The sequence below is a fragment of the Vibrio halioticoli NBRC 102217 genome (assembly GCF_000496695.1).
Taxonomy (GTDB): domain Bacteria; phylum Pseudomonadota; class Gammaproteobacteria; order Enterobacterales; family Vibrionaceae; genus Vibrio; species Vibrio halioticoli.
Genome location: NZ_BAUJ01000032.1, coordinates 38,228 through 60,431, shown reverse-complemented (window position 1 = coordinate 60,431; position 22,204 = coordinate 38,228). Strand labels below are relative to the sequence as shown.

Annotated in this window: 18 protein-coding genes; 11 read left to right on the top strand and 7 right to left on the bottom strand. The window is 41.9% G+C overall.

Annotation, left to right across the window (positions count from 1 at the left end):
- Window positions 1-262 precede the first annotated feature (262 nt).
- The gene (locus VHA01S_RS11010; RefSeq protein WP_023404452.1) at window positions 263-715 is read left to right on the top strand and encodes a helix-turn-helix domain-containing protein; all 453 of its coding nucleotides are present in this window, start codon (window positions 263-265) and stop codon (window positions 713-715) included.
- A 94-nt stretch (window positions 716-809) separates the two neighbouring features.
- Here the strand turns inward: VHA01S_RS11010 and tenpIN are convergent, their stop codons facing one another.
- From tenpIN to yccS, 6 genes are all read right to left on the bottom strand, one after another.
- On the bottom strand, window positions 810-1,262 hold the full coding sequence (gene tenpIN, locus VHA01S_RS11005) for a type III toxin-antitoxin system TenpIN family toxin (protein ID WP_023404451.1): 453 nt from the start codon (window positions 1,260-1,262) through the stop codon (window positions 810-812).
- A 258-nt stretch (window positions 1,263-1,520) separates the two neighbouring features.
- Window positions 1,521-3,014, bottom strand: a complete 1,494-nt coding sequence (locus VHA01S_RS11000; protein WP_039970731.1) for a DHA2 family efflux MFS transporter permease subunit — start codon at window positions 3,012-3,014, stop codon at window positions 1,521-1,523.
- Between the two features lie 32 nt (window positions 3,015-3,046).
- Window positions 3,047-4,042 (bottom strand): HlyD family secretion protein, encoded by a 996-nt coding sequence (locus VHA01S_RS10995; protein WP_039970717.1) that lies wholly within the window; start codon window positions 4,040-4,042, stop codon window positions 3,047-3,049.
- Window positions 4,043-4,405: 363 nt separating this feature from the next.
- Window positions 4,406-5,953: a glycerol-3-phosphate dehydrogenase gene (glpD, locus tag VHA01S_RS10990; protein WP_023404448.1), complete on the bottom strand. Its 1,548-nt coding sequence runs from the start codon at window positions 5,951-5,953 to the stop codon at window positions 4,406-4,408.
- Window positions 5,954-6,117: 164 nt separating this feature from the next.
- A complete protein-coding gene (locus VHA01S_RS10985; protein ID WP_023404447.1) occupies window positions 6,118-6,822 on the bottom strand; it encodes a DUF2057 family protein in 705 nt (234 codons plus the stop codon).
- Window positions 6,823-6,853: 31 nt separating this feature from the next.
- Window positions 6,854-9,001 (bottom strand): YccS family putative transporter, encoded by a 2,148-nt coding sequence (yccS, locus tag VHA01S_RS10980; RefSeq protein ID WP_023404446.1) that lies wholly within the window; start codon window positions 8,999-9,001, stop codon window positions 6,854-6,856.
- 213 nt (window positions 9,002-9,214) lie between these two features.
- On the opposite strand from yccS, the gene helD reads away from it, so the two are divergent.
- A complete protein-coding gene (gene helD / locus VHA01S_RS10975; RefSeq protein WP_023404445.1) occupies window positions 9,215-11,293 on the top strand; it encodes a DNA helicase IV in 2,079 nt (692 codons plus the stop codon).
- Window positions 11,294-11,370: 77 nt separating this feature from the next.
- Complete coding sequence (locus VHA01S_RS10970; protein WP_023404444.1) at window positions 11,371-11,613, top strand: hypothetical protein; 243 nt, start codon at window positions 11,371-11,373, stop codon at window positions 11,611-11,613.
- A gap of 114 nt (window positions 11,614-11,727) precedes the next feature.
- Here VHA01S_RS10970 and VHA01S_RS10965 read toward each other — a convergent pair whose 3' ends face one another.
- A complete protein-coding gene (locus VHA01S_RS10965) occupies window positions 11,728-12,183 on the bottom strand; it encodes a methylglyoxal synthase (RefSeq protein ID WP_023404443.1) in 456 nt (151 codons plus the stop codon).
- 144 nt (window positions 12,184-12,327) lie between these two features.
- Here VHA01S_RS10965 and queC point away from each other — a divergent pair, with 144 nt between their 5' ends.
- From queC to VHA01S_RS10925, 8 genes are all read left to right on the top strand, one after another.
- Window positions 12,328-13,020, top strand: coding sequence for a 7-cyano-7-deazaguanine synthase QueC (gene queC / locus VHA01S_RS10960; protein WP_023404442.1), 693 nt, complete (start codon window positions 12,328-12,330; stop codon window positions 13,018-13,020).
- A gap of 148 nt (window positions 13,021-13,168) precedes the next feature.
- Window positions 13,169-13,519: a helix-turn-helix domain-containing protein gene (locus VHA01S_RS10955; RefSeq protein WP_023404441.1), complete on the top strand. Its 351-nt coding sequence runs from the start codon at window positions 13,169-13,171 to the stop codon at window positions 13,517-13,519.
- A 97-nt stretch (window positions 13,520-13,616) separates the two neighbouring features.
- Window positions 13,617-14,603, top strand: coding sequence for a bile acid:sodium symporter family protein (locus VHA01S_RS10950; RefSeq protein WP_023404440.1), 987 nt, complete (start codon window positions 13,617-13,619; stop codon window positions 14,601-14,603).
- 713 nt (window positions 14,604-15,316) lie between these two features.
- Entirely contained in the window at window positions 15,317-16,594 is a 1,278-nt protein-coding gene (locus VHA01S_RS10945) for a polysaccharide export protein (RefSeq protein WP_039970715.1), read from the top strand.
- A gap of 26 nt (window positions 16,595-16,620) precedes the next feature.
- Window positions 16,621-17,046 carry an arsenate reductase/protein-tyrosine-phosphatase family protein gene (locus tag VHA01S_RS10940; RefSeq protein ID WP_023404438.1) on the top strand — a complete coding sequence of 142 codons (426 nt, stop codon included), beginning with the start codon at window positions 16,621-16,623 and terminating at the stop codon, window positions 17,044-17,046.
- Between the two features lie 59 nt (window positions 17,047-17,105).
- Window positions 17,106-19,313: a polysaccharide biosynthesis tyrosine autokinase gene (locus tag VHA01S_RS10935; protein WP_023404437.1), complete on the top strand. Its 2,208-nt coding sequence runs from the start codon at window positions 17,106-17,108 to the stop codon at window positions 19,311-19,313.
- A 378-nt stretch (window positions 19,314-19,691) separates the two neighbouring features.
- Window positions 19,692-20,972: a Vi polysaccharide biosynthesis UDP-N-acetylglucosamine C-6 dehydrogenase TviB gene (gene tviB / locus VHA01S_RS10930; RefSeq protein ID WP_023404436.1), complete on the top strand. Its 1,281-nt coding sequence runs from the start codon at window positions 19,692-19,694 to the stop codon at window positions 20,970-20,972.
- Between the two features lie 162 nt (window positions 20,973-21,134).
- The gene (locus VHA01S_RS10925; RefSeq protein ID WP_023404435.1) at window positions 21,135-22,160 is read left to right on the top strand and encodes an NAD-dependent epimerase/dehydratase family protein; all 1,026 of its coding nucleotides are present in this window, start codon (window positions 21,135-21,137) and stop codon (window positions 22,158-22,160) included.
- Window positions 22,161-22,204 lie beyond the last annotated feature (44 nt).

Below are 22,204 nucleotides of genomic sequence, written 5' to 3'. Positions count from 1 at the left end.
AGTGTGATTGGTATTATTGTGGCTATGGTAGCAGAGTCTAGAAAGAAGTGGGGCGGGTGTGAGTGATATCCACCCTAGTAATTAATTTGAGGAAAAATTGTGCTTTGCTTAGAGGAGTTTTCCAATGTTACTTCTAAAAACTCAAATAATGTAGCGTTTGTTTTTCGAATATTTCGAATGTTGACTTTCGGTTGATTGTTTCCGATACTATGGTCATATGCAAATTTGTATAGTGTGAAATCAAAGACTAGAGAGAAATAGGATGAATACTGCTACAAAATTGCCAAGCGCTGAAGAAATTGCACTGGCTAAGCTTGGTAGTCAAGAGTTGTCTGCTGTTATAGAAGCGAATGGTGAGGCTCAAAGAATTAATGTGGTCGATAAGTCAGGTAAGACTCACGAAGTCACTATCCCATCAAGTGCGTTAAACATGATGATAGAAGTGCTTACTCAATTAGGGCAAGGGAACTCTGTCAGCATTACTCCTATTCATGCAGAACTTACAACACAAGAAGGTGCGGATATGCTAAATATGTCTAGACCTACATTCATTAAGCTTCTTGATGCAAAAGAAATTCCGTTTAGCCGCACGGGCAATCGTAGGAAGGTCGCGTACGCCGATCTTATGGAATATAAAAACCGTTTAGAAGAAAACAGACTCGCGAGTCTTGCAGAATTATCCGAACTAGATCAAGAAATGGATATGGGATATTAATGACTTCGTACACGGTAATTTTGGACGTATGCGTTATATCCATCGCCCAAATTTAGCGCTTAGAAATAAAATACATCAGACAATGAAAAAGGTACTATTTTCCTAGCTCAATCCCTAGTTCTGAATGAAAGTATTGTAATGTACTGAAAATAAATCGTTTATCTTTAGTACTAGTACCTTTCTTGACGCACTCAAGATAAGCAGATACATATTTTTCAAATTCAGTTTGAATCTTCTCTTTATTTAATTGAATTTTATTAAATTCTTTCTGCTCTCTGAGTTTGAAAGCGGTTTTTTCAATATCATCTTGTTTAACAACTAGTGCCTTAGAGTAATCAAGGCCATTCCAGATCAGTTTATTTCCACGTTTCATGGAAATAGTTTTGAATCCATTGCTATGGTTCATATTGCTGCGTAGAGGTATCGCATAGGTAAGGGTATCGATAGTAATTGATACAATTCCATAGCCACGGTTTTTTTCTAGCACTTGAGGCCTATCTTTAGATAGTCTGTCATAAGAGTCTGGTTTTAATGTTCTTATATCCATCTTTTTCCTTTACATACAAAAAAGCCCCAATGAAGGGGCTTTTTCATGTAGATTAATCAATTGAGGTTGATACTATTTTATGTGGGGATGCCTCTACCGCCACTCATCCGTTGAGGTTGATACTATTTTACAAGGGGATGCCTCTACCGCCTTATATCTACAACTCAATATTAGTTCGTTTTAACATGACTTACAAGACTATTTAAGCAATAAGATGAAGAGCTTGTTAAATAGCAAGCAAGATAATAGATAAAAACCTTAGTGCGCTGGCGCGCCACCTGCTTTATTAACAGCTTGCTTAGGAATCTTAAGCAAGAACAGCAAAGGTATGATCAACACAAACATCGCCGTAATAAAGGTAAAGGTGTGCACGAAAGCGATGATCTCTGCTTGTTTGTGCACCTGCTCTTGCAAGATGGTTTGCGTCATAGGGTCTGTGATTTTTTGTCCCGTTTCGGCCAACCATTGTTGTAGGTTGGGGTTATACGGGTTAATCGCTTGACCCAGTGAGTTCCATTCTTCTTGTGAGCTTCTAAACTGATAGGTAGTGGCAATCGAAATACCAAATGAACTACCTATGGTTCTAAATAGGTTGAAGATACTTGCTCCTGCTACGCCTTGATCGGGTTTCAAGGTGGTATAGGCAATCGACGATAGGCTAGAGAACACTAGTCCCATGCCACAACCTTGGATTAATGCAGGTAAAATCAGCCAGTAAAAGTCGATGTTTTCTGAGTATGCCGACATGATTAGCCCGGCAATACCACATAAGATAGCGCCAGAGGCAACCATCCATTTTAAACGACCGTTGTTCATAAACTTAGCCGTAGCAATCAAGGTAATTGCCGCCGCAATGCCGCGCGGTGCCATCAACAAGCCGGTAGTGTCTACAGGGTAGTTAAGCACGCCTTCTAGCATCATTGGCAGTTGTGCGGTGAGGCCGAATAGGGCGCTGGCAAAGATGGCCATCATCAATGAACCTAAGGCTAAATTTCGATTGCTTAGCATCCAAATGGGCGCAACTGGGCTACGGGTTTTAAAACTGCGACGCACAAAGTAGGCGATCCCTACAAAGGCAATGATAATGCTGGCTTGAATGGTGCGCGATTCAAACCAATCCAGTTGGTTGCCTTGGTCTAATACCATTTGTAGCATGCCGATACCGACCGCCATTGAAATCATGGTAGGCCAATCAATGACCGCTTCACGTTTGTTGGAGGTTTTCACAAACAGGTAGATCATGGTTAAACAAAACAGACCCACTGGGACGTTGACATAAAACACCCAACGCCAGTTCATATTTTGCGTAATCAAACCGCCTAATGTTGGGCCTAAAATAGGACCAAGCAAGATACCAATACTAAAGATCGACATGGCTTTGCCACGCTCATGGCTTGGAAAAACCGCAATCAGCAGTGATTGTGACAATGGAATAACCACCGCGCCAAACATACCCTGAATGATACGAAACAGCACCATAGCTTCAATGGATTGCGCCTGACCACATAAAATGGACGACACCATAAAGCCCGATACAGCCACAATAAGCAGGCGTCGCTCGCCTAGCTTGCTGGAAAAGTAGCTAGTCAGAGGGATGAAAATGGCTTCTGCCATGGTATAGGCGGTTAACACCCAAGTGATGGTATCGGAGGTTGCGCCAAGTGCGCCTTGCATTTGTGGCAAGGCAACGTTGGCAATCGTCATGTCTAGCAGCACCATGATTGCGGAGGTCATTACCGCAATCACGATCATAGTGCGCTTAAAAGGCGTGATGTTTTCCACGACTATTCTCCAGCCGTCGTATCCACTGTGACTTGGGTACTAGAGCCGATTCTTAAAATAGGTTTGTTGGTTAAATCGTCGGTAATTTCAATTTTTATTGGGAAACGTTGACCAATTTTCACCCAGTTGCCAGTGGCATTTTCTGGAGGAAGTAGAGAAAAGCTGCTACCGCTTGCTGGTGAGATTTTCACTAGCTTGCCATGCCAAACTTCATCAGGGTACATATCGACCGTGATTTCAACCAATTGGCCTTCAGCAAGACGGGGCATTTGTGATTCTTTAAAGTTGGCTTGAATCCACTGGCTGTATTGTTTCACTATAGGAAATAGTGGCTGTCCCGTTGAGACAAATGTCCCTAGGTGCGTTTTCACATCGCCCACGTAGCCATCAAATGGTGCGCTAATTTCGGTGTAGCTTAAGTCAAGTTCCGCTTTTGCTAGATGCGCTGCGGCTTGTTGTACTGCGGCAGAGGCCTCACCTTTACCACCTTGAGTATCAATAGCTTGTTGTAATGAAGCTTGCGCGGCATGCAAACGAGCTTGAGCATCGGCAAGTTTAGTACGGTCAGTATCGGCTTGCTGAATTGGCACTAAGTGTTTTTTAACCAACACTTGAGTTCGTTTATAGGTTTTTTGCGCGTTCAATAGGTTTGCTTTTGCTTCGTTAAGTTGAGCAATAGCGGCATTAACGCCAGATTCTTGAGATTTATTTTGCTGTAGCGCTGCTTGATAAGTCGCTTGCGCTTCTTTTACCGCAATTTGATAAGGCTGTGAATCGACAGAAATTAAATGATCGCCCATATGCACAAACTGGAAGTCATCCACTGAAATTTTAGTGATGCGACCTTGTACAAGGGGAGCAACAGAGACGGTTTTACCGTGAACGTAGGCATTTTCTGTGGAAGGGTGAAGATCGCTGTAATGCCAGTAATATGCCAGTCCACCTGCAACGGCAAGCAAAATGATAGCGGTAATATAACCTTTAATATATTTCTTCATGACCATCCAGTTGAATAACGTTTATATCGATGAGAATTTAAGGGGCTAGACTATAAGCTCTATTTTTAAGGTTTCATATGCGAAAAAGTGCACACTTACTTTTAATTTCTGTACGGAAAATTAAAGGGGCATTTTCTTGACTATAAGCGTGATCAGTGAACAGCCTAACTACTGGTAAATAGCTATGCTAATCAATGCTTAGTGCTTGATGCATATAGATATTTCTATTTATTGCACATAGAAAGTCTATCTTGTAAATAGCCCTTTTAGGGTATAAAAGGGCATGCGTTTGAGCATTCAGTGGGGAAAGGGAAGTATTGCAAGCGTTGCAATAAGATCAAGTTGAGGAGCAATTACCTGTTGCTAGTTATAGTGTTCATTTTGCAGATAACGTTCCAGTGCTTTGATTTCATCAGCGCTCATTTCTAGATACAGCTTAGTGCGTCGATAGAGGATGTCATCACTATTTAAGGCAAACTCATGTACTATTAAGTAGTCAACTTCAGCTGCAAATAACTGCTTAGCAAAGCGCTGTCCAAGTTCAGGGGTTTGCGCACCAATCATAAGTGCTCGTGAGCCATAACTGCTTATCCAACGCTTTAGCATGCTTTGCTGAGCATTTGGCCATTTTTGCTGTAATTGCGTCAAAAGTGTTTGATGATCAAAGTCTTCTGCGCCGGGCAGTAAGCTAGCTTTGGTAGTGCTGTTGGTCATTTCTGGGAAGAATGGCGCTAGCTTCTCGAATGCGGCATTGGCGAGTTTTCGATAGGTGGTGAGCTTGCCTCCAAATACCGACAATAGTGGCGCGCTAAACGGCGCATTGCTTTGACTGTTATCGAGAGAGGCATGTTGCACAGTCAAAGTGTAATCACGGGTGATGGCTTGTGGCGAGTCCGATTCGTCATCACACAAGGGCCTCACGCCGCTAAAGGTGGCTAAAATATCTTGCTTGTTTGGGGCATTGATAAAGTGCTCGCGCACCACATTTAATAAATAGTCTATTTCGCCATTGTTAATGGCAACGTGGCGCGGGTTGCCTTTATATTCTTCATCGGTAGTGCCAATCAAAGTGTATTTATCCAAATAAGGAATGGTAAATACAATGCGTCCGTCTTGGTTTTGTAAGATATAAGCGTGATCTTGCGGGTAGATTTTAGGCACTATGATGTGCGAGCCTTTGATTAAACGAATCCCCATTGGCGATTCACTGTGCAAACTTTCAGTGATGAAGCTTTTCACCCAAGGTCCAGTAGCATTGACTAACGCTCGGCTGTGGCGTGTAAAGGTTTGTCCCGTTCTATGATCCAATAATTGCACTGTCCAAATGCCATCTTGTTGTGAGGCAGAGACGGCGGTGCAGTAGTTGTTAATTTCAGCGCCATTTTGCTGTGCTTGCATCGCATTTAACAGCACCAGTCGTGCATCATCCACCCAGCAATCAGAGTATTCAAAGCCGACGCTAAAGTCGTTGTGCAAGACATCTTCATTAGCAAAGGAGATTTTACGCGATGCAGGTAGAGAGTTTCGTTTGCCAAGATAGTCATAAAGATACATGCCCGCACGTATCATCCAAGCAGGGCGTAAGTAAGGGCGATGGGGCAGACGAAAGCGCATCGGTTTGGCAATGTGTGGCGCTTTTTTAAGGATTACTTCACGTTCAGCAAGAGCTTCAGAGACCAAGCGGAACTCATAATGCTCAAGATAGCGCAAACCGCCGTGAATAAGTTTAGAGCTGGCCGATGACGTAGCACTGGCAAAATCTTTGGCTTCAAATAGGGCAGTAGACAAACCTCGGCTAACGGCATCTGTGGCAATACCCACGCCGTTGATGCCACCTCCCACAACAATAAGGTCTAAAATGGGGGAGGCTTGGTGAGTGTGTTTATCTACAACTGTTTTTATTGAGTCCATTCTCAATTTACCCTATAAGATCATTAACTTATCAAAAATACAAAACCAATAATTTGGCGTATTTGTTAGGGTAATATTAAGATATTTCAATAAGATGAAGGTAGAGGGATAAGGTGAAATTTAACGGTTTAGCTAAATTTCACCTTGAAGTGCGAGAGTGGTCTCTATTTTTGGCTATTTACGTATGCTTTAAAGCGCGCTTTAGTGGCGTCATCCGCTTTGTTGTACCAAAACATCAGCATTTCTTCTTCAGTGGTCGCTGATACTGCGTTTGCCGTGCTCGCGGTTGCGTTGTCAGTTTTGCTCGCCACAGGTACTACTGCAACTTCTGTACCTGAAGCTTGCGCTGCGGTAACTGCGGCATACGCTAGGCTGTTGCTAGTGGCAATGGCGGCTGCGCTGTCGGTGGTATTGAACTTCATGACTTCAGTGGCAAAATCACGACCAAACTGCACGCCATGGTGAATCAGCTTATCTTGAGCAAACGCCACTTTATTGCCAGACTCATCAATTAATGCCCAGTCAGGGTGTTTATCAAATTTCTTTGCTTCACGAATATTGCGATATTTCGGGAATTGGAAGGTCAACTCTTGGTTGTCAGCGGTAAATTTTGCCACGATCACGTCAGAGCTCATTTTTTCAAACTCTTGGCCTTGTTTAAACGTTGGCTCATAACGAAACACGATTTGGTTTTCGCCGTCTGGCAAAATTGCGCTTGAGCTTGAAGAGAAAAAGCCACCATCCACATTCGGTTCTGCTCCATTTACAAGCAGTAAATCTACGTGTTCTGGTAGGTCGATTTTAACGTCGGCTAGCACAGGTGCCGTAAACGACAGCGCTAGTCCAGTTAGCAAAATTTTCTTGTACATAGAGCTTCTCTATAGTTTTTAGGTATTTAACCTATTTGGATTTTGAAAATGTTTGGCTGAGAGTTTTGATCTCTGGCAACATTCTGTGGATCAAATGCAATTGTTGCAAGATCATCTGTGCAGATGTGCCGTCGCTCTCACGCCATTGTGACAATTTGTGCTGAATATGATTGGTATCGAACACTTGAGGGTCATATGCTTCATCCCTGAGCGCCTTATCAATGGCATCGAGCTTAACATGAATTTCCTGATATGCATCAATCACCAATTTATGGGTAACAGCATCGTTAATTAAAGTGCGGTGCGCGCCAAGGGCAGAGACATAGCTCAGCAGTGCATGGCTAAGAGTTAAAAAACGAAAGCTCTCATCAACCGCATAGCGATGTTTTCCCGGCTCTGCCAGCATATTACTGATAGCCGCACTAAGGTTTGCATCGTGACTGTGAGCGGCGCGCCTTGCGATGCGATAAGTCAGGTCGTCAGTTTTACCTACTCGATACTGGGCAATAATCAGTCCTAAATAATGGTCATTGGCGGCAATGGAATTAGCCATTAGCGATGGAATCTTCTTCGCTTGCCAATCCGGCATAATAAAATACACCGCACCTACCGCCAGAATACTGCCAATTAAGGTATCCACTAAGCGCGGCAGAATAACCGCATAACCTGCGCCCAATTGCGAGAACAAAAACAGCACCAGTACCGTGATAACCGCGGTTGCGTAGGCGTAGTTTTGTAAGCGGAACGCAAAAAACAGCACGCTGGATAACACAATGACAAATAACTGTCCTTGCACGTCTGGGATAAAGGTCAGCATGATGACGCCAATAATTAACCCAGCAAAAGTGCCGCTGATGCGGTGAAATAGCTTTTGCTTAGTGGAGCTAAAATTAGGCTGACAAACAAACAAAGTGGTTAGCAAAATCCAAAAGCCGTGATCAATAGAAAACAATTCAATAATGGTGTAGCCCAAAGTCAAGGCAATGGACATACGCGCTGCATGTCGAAACAGTATCGACGAAGGTGAGATGTTATCGCGAATGCGCTGCCACATTTGTTTGGCGGTATAAGCGGTTTTATCATCCAATACATTGTCATTAGGCTGTGCATTAGGGTTATTGATGTTGTTCAACAGGCGATCAACGGTGCACAAGTTATCAAATAAATATTGCAGTTGTCTTAATGGCTGTTGCCAATTGGGATTATTTTGCTGTTTAAGGTGAGTCATCGCACCTTGCAATTCATCTAAGGCAAAGACTGAGTTTTCGCTGCGCACATAAGGCTGATTTAAGCGTGTAGCTTCCGCTATTTGTTGGCATTCTTGAGCATAGGTTTGCAACAAGTGCTTAAAACGAAACAACACATCTGAGCGTTCAAAGTGTGCGGCAAAATCATGATAACGATAATGGCTAGAGCTTAAGCGTTCATGAATGTCTTGCGCCAAAAAGTAGATGCGTAAAAAACGATCATTTGGGCCGTTCACATGCCCTTTTTTGGAGCGTTTAATAAAGGTATGGCGACACAGTTCTAACGCCTCAACAATGTTGGCGTTTAAACATGCTTCTTCAAGGCGCATGGGTTGTGAATGATTGCCAATAGAAGGGTGGAAACGACTGCTCTTAGCGTTTAAATAAAATGAAAGTTGCTGAAAAGTTTGCGCTAAGCTCAGTTGCACCGGTTGCATGGGCCAAAAGCTTTGCCAGAGCAGTGATAAAAAGTAATACCAAGCTGCGCCCGTTAACAACATGATCGGTTGGGTGAAAATACTGCTGCTTTCGCTTGCGCCCAGCATAGTATAAATCGCAATTAATAAAGAGCCGAACGCGATGCTAGCGTAACGAGCGCCAATTGCGCCGAGCATAATAAAGCCGAAGGTTGAGAAAAATAGCCCAATGCCAAAAAATAACGGGTAAGGGTAGAGTATTTCAATAGATAAACTGGCAATGGCAAAACAGATAAAGGTCAGCACTAAGGCTTTAAATCGCCCCCAAAAGTTGTCATCGGTCTCAGCCAATGCGGCGGCAATCACCCCTAACACCAAGGGTGTAATCGCCGTATATTGTTCCATATACCAGCAAGGCACTACGACACCCAACATAGTGACTAAAATCAGTAGGCTGTAATTGATGGTTTTACTCGCCCATATTTGGCGAAAAGTGAGTAGCGTATTTGCTGACATTCAGGCTAACCTTTTGTTATATAGGCGTACTTTACACAGGCTTTGGCAATTTTGCACCCGACAAAGTAGCTTCTATGTAGCAACTTCTAGTGCCTATACTAACAGGCAAGATAATAGAACCTAGTTTGCAATCCAGTATCTCTCTGGATAAGTATCGCAGAAACATAGTAAACTGGAACGGTTCAACCCATTCTCAAGGACAAGAAAGTTCACATGCAGTTGCAAGCGACCCCATCAGCTCAGTTTTTTCTACAAGATGAATATTTTGATATTAAGCTCGAAAAAGATCAGTTAATTCTGACCTCTTCAGAGAATCAAACATCTATCCCTTTTTCTGAATGGAGCGGTAAAACCGCAATCGAACGTGGCGTGGTATGGGGTAGCATTACCTTCTTTGGTCATCAACAAGAAGATGCCGATGGTGAAACTTGGCAAAGTGCTTGGCAAATCCAAGGACTGCCTTGGGGCAAAGCCAAAGCATTTGGTCGCACCGCAGTGCAATACTACGAGAAATGGCACCGCCTACAATGCCGTCAACTTAATCTCTATCTGCCTAAGTGGCATCAAAAACTGCAACTGCTATTAAAACAGCCTGCTTATTTAGCCAACTCGCAATGGTTAGCATGGCAAGAGATGGTGCGTAACGATTTAGTTGAAATGGATATTAGTCTCACTGACGCAACCCAGCGTATGGCTGACGGCATGCAAGAAATCAATGCATGGCTAGCACCCGATGGCGACGCAGTAAAAGAGCGCAATCAGCATTGGCTAGTTAATGAAGTGAAAAACTGGCAAGTGCTGTTTAATCAAATTGAAAGCTCGCCACTGAACGAATCGCAACAGATTTCTGTGCTGTTAAATAATGACCATAACTTGGTGTTAGCCGGTGCAGGTACTGGTAAAACGAGCGTATTAATGGCAAGAGTGGCGTACTTACTGCAAAGCCATCAAGCTCAAGCCGAAGAAATTGCCTTACTGGCCTTTGGTAAAGATGCGGCTACTGAAATTGCCGAGCGTTTATCTGATAAAATTGGCGTGACCTCGCAAAAGGTTAACGTCAGCACCTTCCATAAAATGGCCTTGCAGATCATTGAGCAAGTTGAAGGCCAACCAGCTAAAGTGACCTCTTTGGCGTATGAAGCCAATCAAAAACAGCAGTGGTGCGCGATGTGGCTTAAAGAGCACTGGACCAATAGCACTAACTTCAATCGCTGGAAAAAACACTTATCTTTGTGGCCTATTGCCTTCTTAAAAGGCGATGTTGAGCTAAACAGCCAGTTTGAAAACCCAAAATTAATCTCTTGGCTTGATCAACAAGTGGATCAGCTGTGCGCTATGAGCGTGACCAAGAAAACCATCCAACAACAGCTGGTGGAACACCCAGAATATTCGCGCCTTAACAGTGAATTACAATTAGTGTGGCCGTGTTATCAAGCGTGGAAGCAATACCTAAAAGACCAAGGTGAGCTTGATTTCCACTCTATGATTGAAAAAGCCACTAGCTATGTGAGCAAAAAGCGTTTCAAAGCGCCGTGGCGTTATTTGATGGTTGATGAATACCAAGATATTTCTCCGGCACGCTTAGCGTTGGTCGAAGCTATTGTGAATCAGCCTTGTGAAGAGGGGCGTCGCTCTTTGTTTGCCGTTGGAGATGATTGGCAGTCGATTTATCAATTTGCTGGCTCTGATGTTGATCTAACTACCTGCTTTAATGAGCGTTTCCCACATGCAACGACACACTATTTGGATACCACGTATCGCTTTAACTCACAAATCGCCGATGTGGCGGGTGAGTTTATCGTGCAAAACCCGCAACAGTTGACAAAAACGTTAACCGCGCACAAACAGCAAAAACAAAAAGCGGTATCGGTGATTGCCGAAGCTAAGCTTGAGAAAACTTTGCAACGCATCAACAACACTCATAAACCATTGTCAGTATTAGTACTAGGGCGTACTCATAAAGATAAACCTGCGTTATTTGAACAATGGCAGAGCCACTACGACAATTTGCAACTGACCTTCATGACTTGCCATGCCAGTAAAGGCAAAGAAGCCGATATCGTGCTATTGATGGGGGTGAATGAAAATAACTTCCCGCAAAAAGAGCGTGCTCCGCATTTGGATGTGGCGCTGAAATCCAATAGCGATAGCTTCCCGTTCGCCGAAGAAAGACGCCTCTTTTATGTGGCATTAACTCGCGCTAAACAAGAAGTGATCGTCAGCTACGACTTACAACCATCCGTCTTTGCCACCGAATTGCTAGAAGGCAATTATGCGGTGAAGAAAAAGTAACCATTTTTTAAAATGATTGCCGCTAATGACTACACTGTATACAGGGAAACCAACAACAAGGTAGCAAGGCGGCAAAGATGAACTTCAAAGTGATATTACTACTGGCGATAGTGCTTGGCGCAAGTTACTTGGGCTATCGCGGGCATTTGTCTTCGTTGTATGCATTTAAAAGTTTTGTGATCGGCTCATTTTCCGAATATTTAACCGTCGACATTGCAGAAAACCGTGCTGGCACCAGCAATGACAGGAAGCGCAAGAAATCACAGCCTGAGCCTTATGAAGAAGATACAGAGATTGATGCCAATATCTTTGTTGAGTAATTGGCATTTATTATCTGAAATTAGCTAGCCTACAAAAAAGAACCTCGAAAATAGCTTCTGTAATGGAGTTATTTCCGAGGTTTTTGAGTTTATAACGCTTTGAAAAATAGTGGATTACATGCGTTTTTCTAAATAGCTTTGATAATCAGGAATTTTGATCTCGACTTCTTCGTCAATCAAAGGCGAATCAAACAAGAAGCGAGCGGTCGCGCGGTTAGTCGCTACTGGGATATTCCATACGCTGGCAATACGCAGTAGGGCTTTTACATCTGGGTCGTGTGGCGCGGCATTCAGTGGATCCCAGAAAAAGATCATCACATCAATTTTTCCTTCCGCAATTAAAGAGCCTAATTGCTGGTCGCCACCCATAGGGCCGCTCATCAAACTTTTAATTTCTAGGCCAGTTTCGCGGCTTAGCAAATGGCCAGTAGTACCAGTGGCGTACAGAGAGTGCTTGGCCAGTTTTTCTTTGTTTTCAATCGTCCACTGCAATAACTCTTGCTTGTAATGGTCGTGAGCAACAAGCGCAACGTGCTTTTGCTTGTTCATGGTGCGGGTCGTTTTTTCCATGGTTTATTTACCTAATGTTTATTATTTTAAGTGAGTTTATCATTAGTCGGATTGACTTTGGGAACTTGAAGTATAAATTTGTTTTATCACACAAATTTGTTAGATTGTGCGCGATCGACTCAATATCAGCAGGAAGACTAAACCATGAATAAAGCCGTCGTTATTTTCAGTGGAGGCCAAGACTCAACCACATGCCTTGTGCAAGCCTTAACTCAATATGATGAAGTACACGCCATCACTTATGACTACGGGCAGCGCCACCGTCAAGAAATTGAAGTAGCTACAAGCTTGGCAAAACAATTGGGCGTAACCGCGCACAAAGTCATGGATGTTACGCTTCTTAATGAATTAGCGGTCAGCTCTTTAACTCGTGATGACATTCCTGTATCCCATGATTTGGCTGAAAATGGCCTGCCAAACTCATTTGTGCCTGGGCGCAATATTCTATTTTTGACCCTTGCGGGGATTTACGCTTACCAAGTAGGCGCGAAAACCTTGATTACTGGCGTTTGCGAAACCGACTTTTCTGGCTACCCAGATTGCCGCGATGAATTTGTTAAAACCATGAACTCAGCGTTGGCGCAAGGCATGGATTACCCGTTACAGGTCAACACTCCGCTTATGTGGCTCAATAAAGCCGAAACATGGGCAATGGCTGATAGCTACAATGCCCTTGAGATGGTGCGCGATCATACCTTAACCTGTTACAACGGCATTGTTGGCTCAGGTTGTGGTGATTGTCCTGCCTGTGATCTTAGAGCAAAAGGTTTGACCGATTATCAAGATAACGCCGAACAAGTCATGGCTGCCTATCAACAGAAAACAGCTAAAGCCTAAATCTTCAAGCAAGGTTCTGGGATATTCATTCCAGAGCCGGTTCCTATCACATCTTGTCTTCCTCTTACATTCCGCTAACGCTGATTTGACAATCAACTTTGTGCATAAGCGACACTATTGGCAACTGAAATAGACTCTGAACAGCACAATGGAATTTACCGAACAAGACCGAACTGCCCTCTATGACACTTGGATGTCACAAAAAGCCAAAATGCGCTTAACACAAATGGATATCTCAAGAAAACTAGGCGTCTCGCAGGCCGAGTTTGGGCAATTGTTGCGTGGCAGAGCTACGCTGACCTATCCGTTTGTGACGCGCTTTTGCGAATATTTAAAGGTGGATGCGAGTTACGCGATTCCGTCATTGAGAGCGAATGTGACGGTGGAAAACAGTGTCATTACCTTATGTTCAAGAATGTCCGTTGATGGCGACATTCGCAATGTGTATGTCGATGGTAACCAAGTTGTGGTGGAATATGAACATCGAGTCGGCGTTTAATGTAATCAATAATTTTCACTTTTTTTGTAGCTAAAAAAAACGAAACTAGTTAACATCGTGTGCGTTTTCATAAAATGGACAATTTGAGAAGTGCAAGATGGATTTTCAAAGCAAGCTTAAGAAAGAGTGGTTTCTAATTGGCATGGTGCTAGCGATAGTACTAGCCATATTGACTCCTGATTGGGGTAAAAGCGGCGGAGTGCTGCACCTTGATACCATCACTGTTCTAGGCATCGCGTTAGTATTCTTTTTGCATGGCTTAGGCTTATCGCCAAAAGCCATTTCCGATGGTGTAACTAACTGGAAACTTCATATCTATGTGCAGTGCGCCACCTTTGTTGCCTATCCATTGTTATGGCTAGTGTTCGGCAAGGGAATGTTAGCCTACATGCCCGCAGCGCTCGCTTTTGGTTTCTGTTATCTGTTTGTACTACCGAGCACAATTTCTTCCTCAGTTGCCATGACCTCAATTGGCAAAGGTAATCTCCCTGGTGCTATCTTTAACGCTTCGTTATCCAGTATCTTAGGTGTATTTATCACGCCACTGCTTATTCAAGCGTTTATGGGAATGGAAGGGGCCGACCTCAACCTATTAGATTCCGTCATCTCTATTTCTAAGATGTTGCTATTGCCTATGGTGCTAGGCCAACTGCTGCGCCCTTGGCTGTTAGAGTGGACACAAAAGCACAAAAGCGTGGTCAACAAGCTAGATAAGTACGTCATCCTTACTATTGTTTACAGCGCATTCTGTGATTCTATTGAGCACGGTATATGGAGTGACTTCTCACTGCCATTGCTCATCGCTTCAATCGTGATTTGTTTCTTAGTGCTGGTGGTCATGGTGCACGCCATTCAATGGGGCGCAAGAAAAGTTGGCTTTGTCCATCAAGACGAAGTGGCCGCCGTTTTTTGTGGCTCGAAAAAGACCTTAGCGGCAGGTATCCCAATGGCAAAAGTGATTTTTGCGCATAATCCTAATTTAGGCATGATTTTACTGCCGATCATGCTGTATCACCCTATTCAAATTTTCTATTGTGCGATATTGGCTAACCGTTATGCCAAGGTAGGCATGGCACACCAGTAGGTTACATTTTGAAATATAAAAGTGGGTTTTGGGATTAAAAATCGAGTTGAAAAAAGCAAGTTGATATGGGCGCATACTCATGTAGACAGAAGATTACATTTCGTTTTGTGATCTGTGATTTAATTCGATGTATTAATTTTTTAAACTTTGTAGGTTATGTTGAAAAAACTAGTACTTTGGGAGTACACTGACCCATATAAAGTATTACAATTTATAGCTGTGTCATCTTTATGAAACACATTTTCTATAAAGTGTGGGGCGTGAACCAAATATCACTTGTTGCATAATTATGCAGTGGTGGAGCTGAGCCTAATAAAGCTAATTTAATGATACCTATGTCACTTAAGTTATTGTATTAGTAGTAAATTTCAGTTTTATTATTGATATATTTCATGGGTAAAAAGTCATTTGAAAAGCATACAAAATAGTTGTTACCTCAGATCAATACTTTAAGTTAGTTTTTGTGGCGTAATACATACTCAAGATATAAATCTTATTGTATGTATTTAACTTGTATTACAAATTGGCGTGACTCAGTCACCTGTCGAACTGTAAAAATCAAGAGCTAACAAATTAAAGATACAACAATTTAATAACACTACCGAATCGTGGAATTTCGAATAATCCTCTGGGCGGTAGCGTACCCAAACTGTCATTTTTCCTGTACTATATCGTAACCCGAAATAGACTTATCTGCCTGTAAGCCATTAATTATGAAACCAATCTTTAAAACAGTCTTGCCTTTGGCAACATTGCTAGCCATCTCAGGCTGTACTATGCCGGGCTCAACTGTCGATTTAGACAATAAGCAAGTAATTAACACTACGCAAGACGAATCAAAAATGTCTGAGCAAGAGCTGGCACAAACTCCAGTCAACGTCGTTAACGTATACCCTTTATCTCCCTCTTTTGTTAACCGTTACGCATCATTTGCTGCTGTGGAAACTCATTCTCTTAGTAACCCTGTGTTAGATGCAGAAGCGGCTAATTATGAGTACATTATTGGCCGTGGTGATATTCTAAATATCACAGTTTGGGATCACCCAGAATTAACCATCCCTTCAGGTTCATACCGTAGTGCGCAAGAAGCAGGGCACTGGGTTCGCGCCGATGGCACTATCTTCTATCCTTATATTGGTTTTGTAGAAGTAGCAGGTAAATCTACCTCTCAAGTGCGCAAAGACATCACTAAGCGCATTGCCAAATATATTGAAAGCCCGCAAATTGAAGTGAATATCGCAGCATTTCGTTCGCAAAAAGCGTATGTAACAGGCGAAGTTGGCTCTCCTGGTTATCAGCCAATTACCAATATCCCTCTAACTTTCTTAGATGCAATCAATCAAGCGGGTGGTTTAACCGGCGAGGCAGATTGGCGCAACGTGACCTTAACCCGTCAAGGTAAATCAGAAACACTGTCTTTGCATGACCTAATGCAAAACGGCGATTTAACCCAAAACCGTTTGCTAAAAAAAGGCGATATTATTCATGTGCCTCGTAACGATGCGCAGAAAGTATTCGTACTTGGCGAAGTAAAAGATCCTAAACTGCTTAAGATTGATCGTTCAGGCATGACACTGACTGAAGCACTCAGTGAAGTGGGTGGTATTAATGAACTGGCGGCAAATGCAACAGGCGTGTTTGTAGTACGTAGCGGTCAGCGTGATAAAGCGCATGAAGCGTATCTTGCGCAAGTTCGTGATCAATCGTTAACTGATGAAGAAAAGCGTGACCTTGAAGCAAAAAATCAACAGCTTGCTGAGCAAGGAAAACAACCAAGACCTGAACATATCGTCGCAAACGTATACCAACTGGATATTAGTGATGCAACGGCATTGGTTACAGGTACAGAATTTGAGCTTGAGCCATATGATGTGGTGTATGTAACGGCGGCGCCAATCGTGCAATACAACCGCGTGGTTAGCCAAATATTGCCTACCATCAGCGGTTTAAATGACTTAACTGAGCTAGCCGTTAGAATTCATAACTGGTAATAACGTAGCGCAACAGGATTAAATTCATGTTCAACAACATATTGGTAGTGTGCATCGGCAATATTTGTCGTAGTCCCATTGGTGAAGAGATTTTAAAGCAGGCATTGCCAGCAAAAAACGTTACCTCGGCTGGACTGGGCGCATTAGTCGATAAACCGGCTGATGAAAACTCTGTCACAGTATCAGCAAACAACAATTTAGACCTGACTAACCATGTTGCGCGCCAAATAACGACTAAAATGATTGCAGACAACGACCTTATTCTAGTAATGGAAAAAGGTCACATTGACGCCATTACCAAGTTAGCCCCAGCCGCTCGCGGAAAAACCATGCTGTATGGACATTGGATAAATAAAGAAATCCCTGACCCTTACAAACAAAGTTTAGAAGCATTCGAACACGTGTATGGCTTAATTGATAAGTCAGCAAAAGAGTGGATAAAACGCCTATAAGGCACTCCACTCAAACCTAAATTTATTAATCTACTTACCTGAGCTAGAACCTATTTCTCATGACCCAAAACACTCGTGCAAATCGTTCCCAACAAACTCCTCAACCTGACGTAATCGATCTTGGTAAATTGCTTGGTCTGTTGCTTGATGGTAAGTGGATCATCATTGTTACTACTTTCATCTTTGCTGCATTAGGCGTGACCTATGCGCTATTGGCGACCCCAATTTATAAAGCAGACGCACTAATTCAAGTAGAACAAAAAAACAGTGGTATGCCCGCACTGAGCGAAGGGTTGAGCGACATGTTTGCTCAAGAGTCAAACGCGGCCACTGAAATTGAGATTATTAAATCTCGCATGGTTTTGAGTAAAACAGTGGATAAATTCAACTTAACCACTGTTGCGACACCTGACTATTTGCCAATCATTGGTAAAGGCTTAGCCATGCGCTTAGGCAAAGAAGCCCACATAAAAGTAGAGCGATTTAACATCCCTGAATATGCAGAAACAGAGGGTTATCAACTTACCCTTGATGATGTACAAACGGGTGAGTTCTCATTAGTCGACGGCAATGAAAAACTGATTCTAAAAGGGAAAGTAGGGGAGTTAGCGAAATCTTCTCAAGTCTCAGCAACTAGCGATCAAGCCGCATTCTCTATCTTTGTTTCATACCTTTCTGGTAAACAAGGTCAGGTTTTCAACTTATCACAACGCTCTAAACTCACTGCGATAAATTGGCTAGCGTCTAACTTGTCAGTATCTGAACGCGGTAAACAATCCGGTATTTTATCCTTTGGTTTTGAAGGGCCAGACTCTCAACAAAATATTGACCTACTAAACGATGTTGCGACTAACTACTTCCTACAAAACGTAGACAGAAACGCAGCCGAAGCTGAAAATAGCCTCAAGTTCTTAAAAACCAAACTGCCAGAAATTAAACAACAATTAACCATCAATGAAGATGCACTAAACAAATATCGTCAAGATAATGAATCTGTCGATTTAGGCTTAGAAGCGCAATCTACGCTAAAAGTTATGGTAGAGCTAGAATCACAACTTAACGAATTGACGTTTAAAGAAAGTGAATTAGCGCAGCGCTTTACCAAACAACATCCGGCTTATGTTGCTGTACTAGAAAAACGTCAAACATTACTTAAACAAAAACATCAACTTGAAGCAAAAATCAAAAAGCTTCCAAAAACTCAACGTGAAGTACTGCGTTTAACTCGCGATGTACAAGTAAACCAAGAGATTTATGTCCAGTTGCTTAACAAATCTCAAGAACTTGCCATTGTTAAAGCAAGTACTGTAGGCAACGTTCGCATTCTTGATAAAGCCGCTTCAAATGGCTTAGCTGTTAAACCGAAGAAACCACTAATTGCAGTATTAGCCACTCTTATTGGCGGCATGTTAAGCGTAGCGTTTGTATTACTTCGCGCCGCATTTCACCGCGGCGTAGAAAGCCCAGATCAAATTGAAGAAATTGGTATGTCGGTTTATGCCACCATTCCAAAATCAGAACAACAAGATAAAATTGACAAGTCTTACCACAAACTAAGAAAATCAGGTAAAAAACGCAGTGCCGAACAAGCTTTGTTATCACTAGTAAATCCAGCAGATCTATCAATTGAAGCTCTGCGCTCACTACGCACTAGTTTGCACTTTGCAATGATGGAAGCAAAAAATAACGTAATCATGATCACTGGTCCTTCACCAGGCATTGGTAAGTCATTCGTTGCCAGTAACTTTGCTGCTGTTATCGCTAGCAGTGGTCAAAAGGTACTTATTATCGATGCTGACTTACGAAAAGGTCATATTGGATATAGCGTTGCTTTGGAACATACCCGTGGTCTTTCAGACTGCCTAGCAAATACGCATAAAGTTGAAGATGTGATCCACCATGGTATCGCTGATAACCTTGACCTTATTACAAAAGGTAAAACACCACCAAATCCATCAGAACTTCTAATGCACAGTAGATTTACTGAATTGGTAGAGTGGGCAAGTGAAAACTACGATATCGTTCTTATCGATACGCCGCCAGTACTTGCGGTAACCGATGCCGCAATTGTTGGTCGCCAAAGTGGTACTACCTTGATGGTGTCGCGATTTGGAGTGACTTCGACTAAAGAGCTTGAAGTAGCATCGGACCGCCTAGAACAAGCCGGCGTAGAAACTAAAGGTGTTATTTTGAATGCTGTAGAGAAAACAGCTTCAAGTTACTACACGTATGGGTATTACAATTATGCATATAAGAGCGATGTATAGTATTAGGTATTGAAGTTTTTACAATAGTAATAGTATGTTTCCGTCGGTATAGGTAGTTACTCGATTCTATATAAATTGTCATCCGAGAAGCAGTACAGTAATCATCCGAAATATTAGTGGAAGTAATCTCTCAAGAAAACGAAATGTAACTGAGTTGACCAAGTCGTTATGGGTCTATAAGAACTTAATTAGATAACAAGATGGATATCTTGGGGTACTTTGGGAATATGTGGTAAATCGAGGTTACAGCGGGCAATTTAAGATGAGTTGTCCAGAAATGAAAGTAGAAGTGTCTCAGCTAAGCAAAAATTGGTTGAATAGAATTAAGAATTAAGAATTAAGAATTAAGAATTAAGAATTAAAATATTAGGTATAGTTATGACGTTAATGCTTGAAAATACGAAAGTAGCAATAATTGGTTTAGGTTATGTAGGTTTACCTCTCTCGGTAGAGTTTGGTAAGAAAATGTCAACACTGGGTTATGATATCAGCCAAGCTCGTGTGAGCGAATTAAAAAGCGGTACAGATTCTACACTAGAGTGTTCAGAAGATGAACTAAAAGAAGCGGAGCTTCTTACTTACACTGCAGACCTTAATGATCTAAAAGAAGCTAATGTATACATTGTTACCGTACCAACACCAATTGATGATCATAAACAACCAGATCTTACACCATTGATTAAAGCATCTGAAGCTTTGGGCTCGATTGTGAGTAAGGGGGATATCATTATTTACGAATCGACAGTATATCCAGGAGCTACAGAAGAAACTTGTATCCCAGTGGTTGAATCTGTGTCTGGGCTTACTTTTAATAAAGACTTTTTCGCAGGTTATTCACCAGAGCGAATTAATCCAGGTGATAAAGAACACAGAGTGACTAATATTCTTAAAGTTACCAGTGGCTCAAATGATGAAATTGCAGAGTTTGTTGACCAGTTGTACAAGACTATTATTACTGCTGGTACTCACAAGGCTTCAAGTATTAAAGTAGCGGAAGCAGCAAAGGTAATAGAGAACACTCAACGTGACGTTAATATTGCGCTTATTAATGAACTGTCGATCATCTTCAATAAATTGAATATTGATACGTTGGAGGTATTAGAAGCTGCGGGTACTAAATGGAACTTCTTACCATTCCGTCCGGGTTTAGTTGGTGGCCACTGTATTGGTGTGGATCCGTATTATCTTACTCATAAAGCACAAACTGTTGGTTACCATCCAGAAATGATTCTCGCAGGACGTCGATTAAATGATGGAATGGGGAAATATGTCGTTTCAGAATTAGTTAAGAAAATGCTGAAAAAATGTATTCAGGTTGAAGGTGCGAATGTATTAGTTATGGGGCTTACTTTTAAAGAAAATTGCCCGGATCTACGTAATACGAAAGTCGTTGATATTGTTTCAGAACTAAAAGAGTACAATATTAATGTGGATATTGTTGATCCATGGTGTTCAAGTGAAGAATCTAAACACGAGTATGGCTTAAGCTTATGTGATAGAGAAAAATTGAATCATTATGATGGCATTATCATGGCGGTTCCTCATGATGAGTTCAAATCAATGGGGGTCGAAAAAATTCATGCTCTAGGTAAATCTAATCATGTTCTTTACGATTTAAAATATGTATTTGATAAAGAAAGCGTGGATATGCGTTTATAATGTAAATAAGTTTGGGTGTCTAGGCAGAACACCTAAATAATCATATCCGTTACCTCTTATTATTAATATCATACTTAGTAATGATGATCGTGTTTATACTATAGTTGTTCATTCAAAACACGACCTCAATGTTTTTTAAACCTCTGACATAGCGATACCAATATGAACAAATATGAGCAAATTCAACGAACTCTGATAGAGTCACCTAAGACGTGGCTAGTGACCGGAGTTGCCGGGTTCATCGGTTCTAATTTACTTGAAACGCTTTTGAAACTGAATCAAGTTGTGGTGGGGTTAGATAACTTCGCAACTGGTCATCAGCGAAACTTAGATGAAGTTAAAATATTAGTAAGTGATAAGCAATGGAGCCATTTTACTTTTATTGAAGGTGATATTCGCGACACAAAAATCTGTCAGCAGGCCGTGACTGGAGTTGACTATGTGTTGCATCAAGCTGCATTGGGTTCAGTCCCTCGTTCAATAGTAGATCCTATTACCAGTAATGCAGCCAATATCACGGGTTTTCTTAATATGTTAGATGCATCCAAGGAAGCGCAAGTAAAAAGTTTTACTTATGCCGCAAGTAGTTCTACCTATGGTGACCACCCAGAGTTACCAAAAGTAGAAGAAAATATTGGTAATCCACTATCACCTTATGCAGTAACTAAATATGTGAACGAGTTGTATGCAGGCGTTTACGCACGTACTTATGGTTTTAAGACGATTGGTCTTCGCTACTTTAATGTATTTGGACCAAGACAGGATCCAAACGGTGCTTATGCAGCAGTTATCCCAAAATGGGCAGCATCAATGCTTAGAAATGAGAAAGTGTTCATCAATGGAGATGGTGAGACCAGTCGAGATTTTTGCTTTATTGCAAACACTGTACAGATGAATATTTTGGCAGCAACAGCGGATTCTGAAGCGAAAGATCAAGTGTATAACGTTGCATTAGGTGATAGAACAACGCTAAATAAGTTATATTTTTCAATACAAAGTGCGTTAAATGGGTTAGGTTTCCTACATTCAGAAAAACCAATCTATAGGGATTTTAGAGTTGGTGATGTAAGACACTCTCAAGCTGATATTTCTAAAGCAAAGTCGAAGTTAGGCTACTCACCCCAATATAAGATTGATCAAGGTATTGAATCAGTGATGCCGTGGTATAAAAAACTAATATGTAGTTGACCTTTGAAGAGATATTGATTTTCAGTAAGTTAGAGACTGTCCTA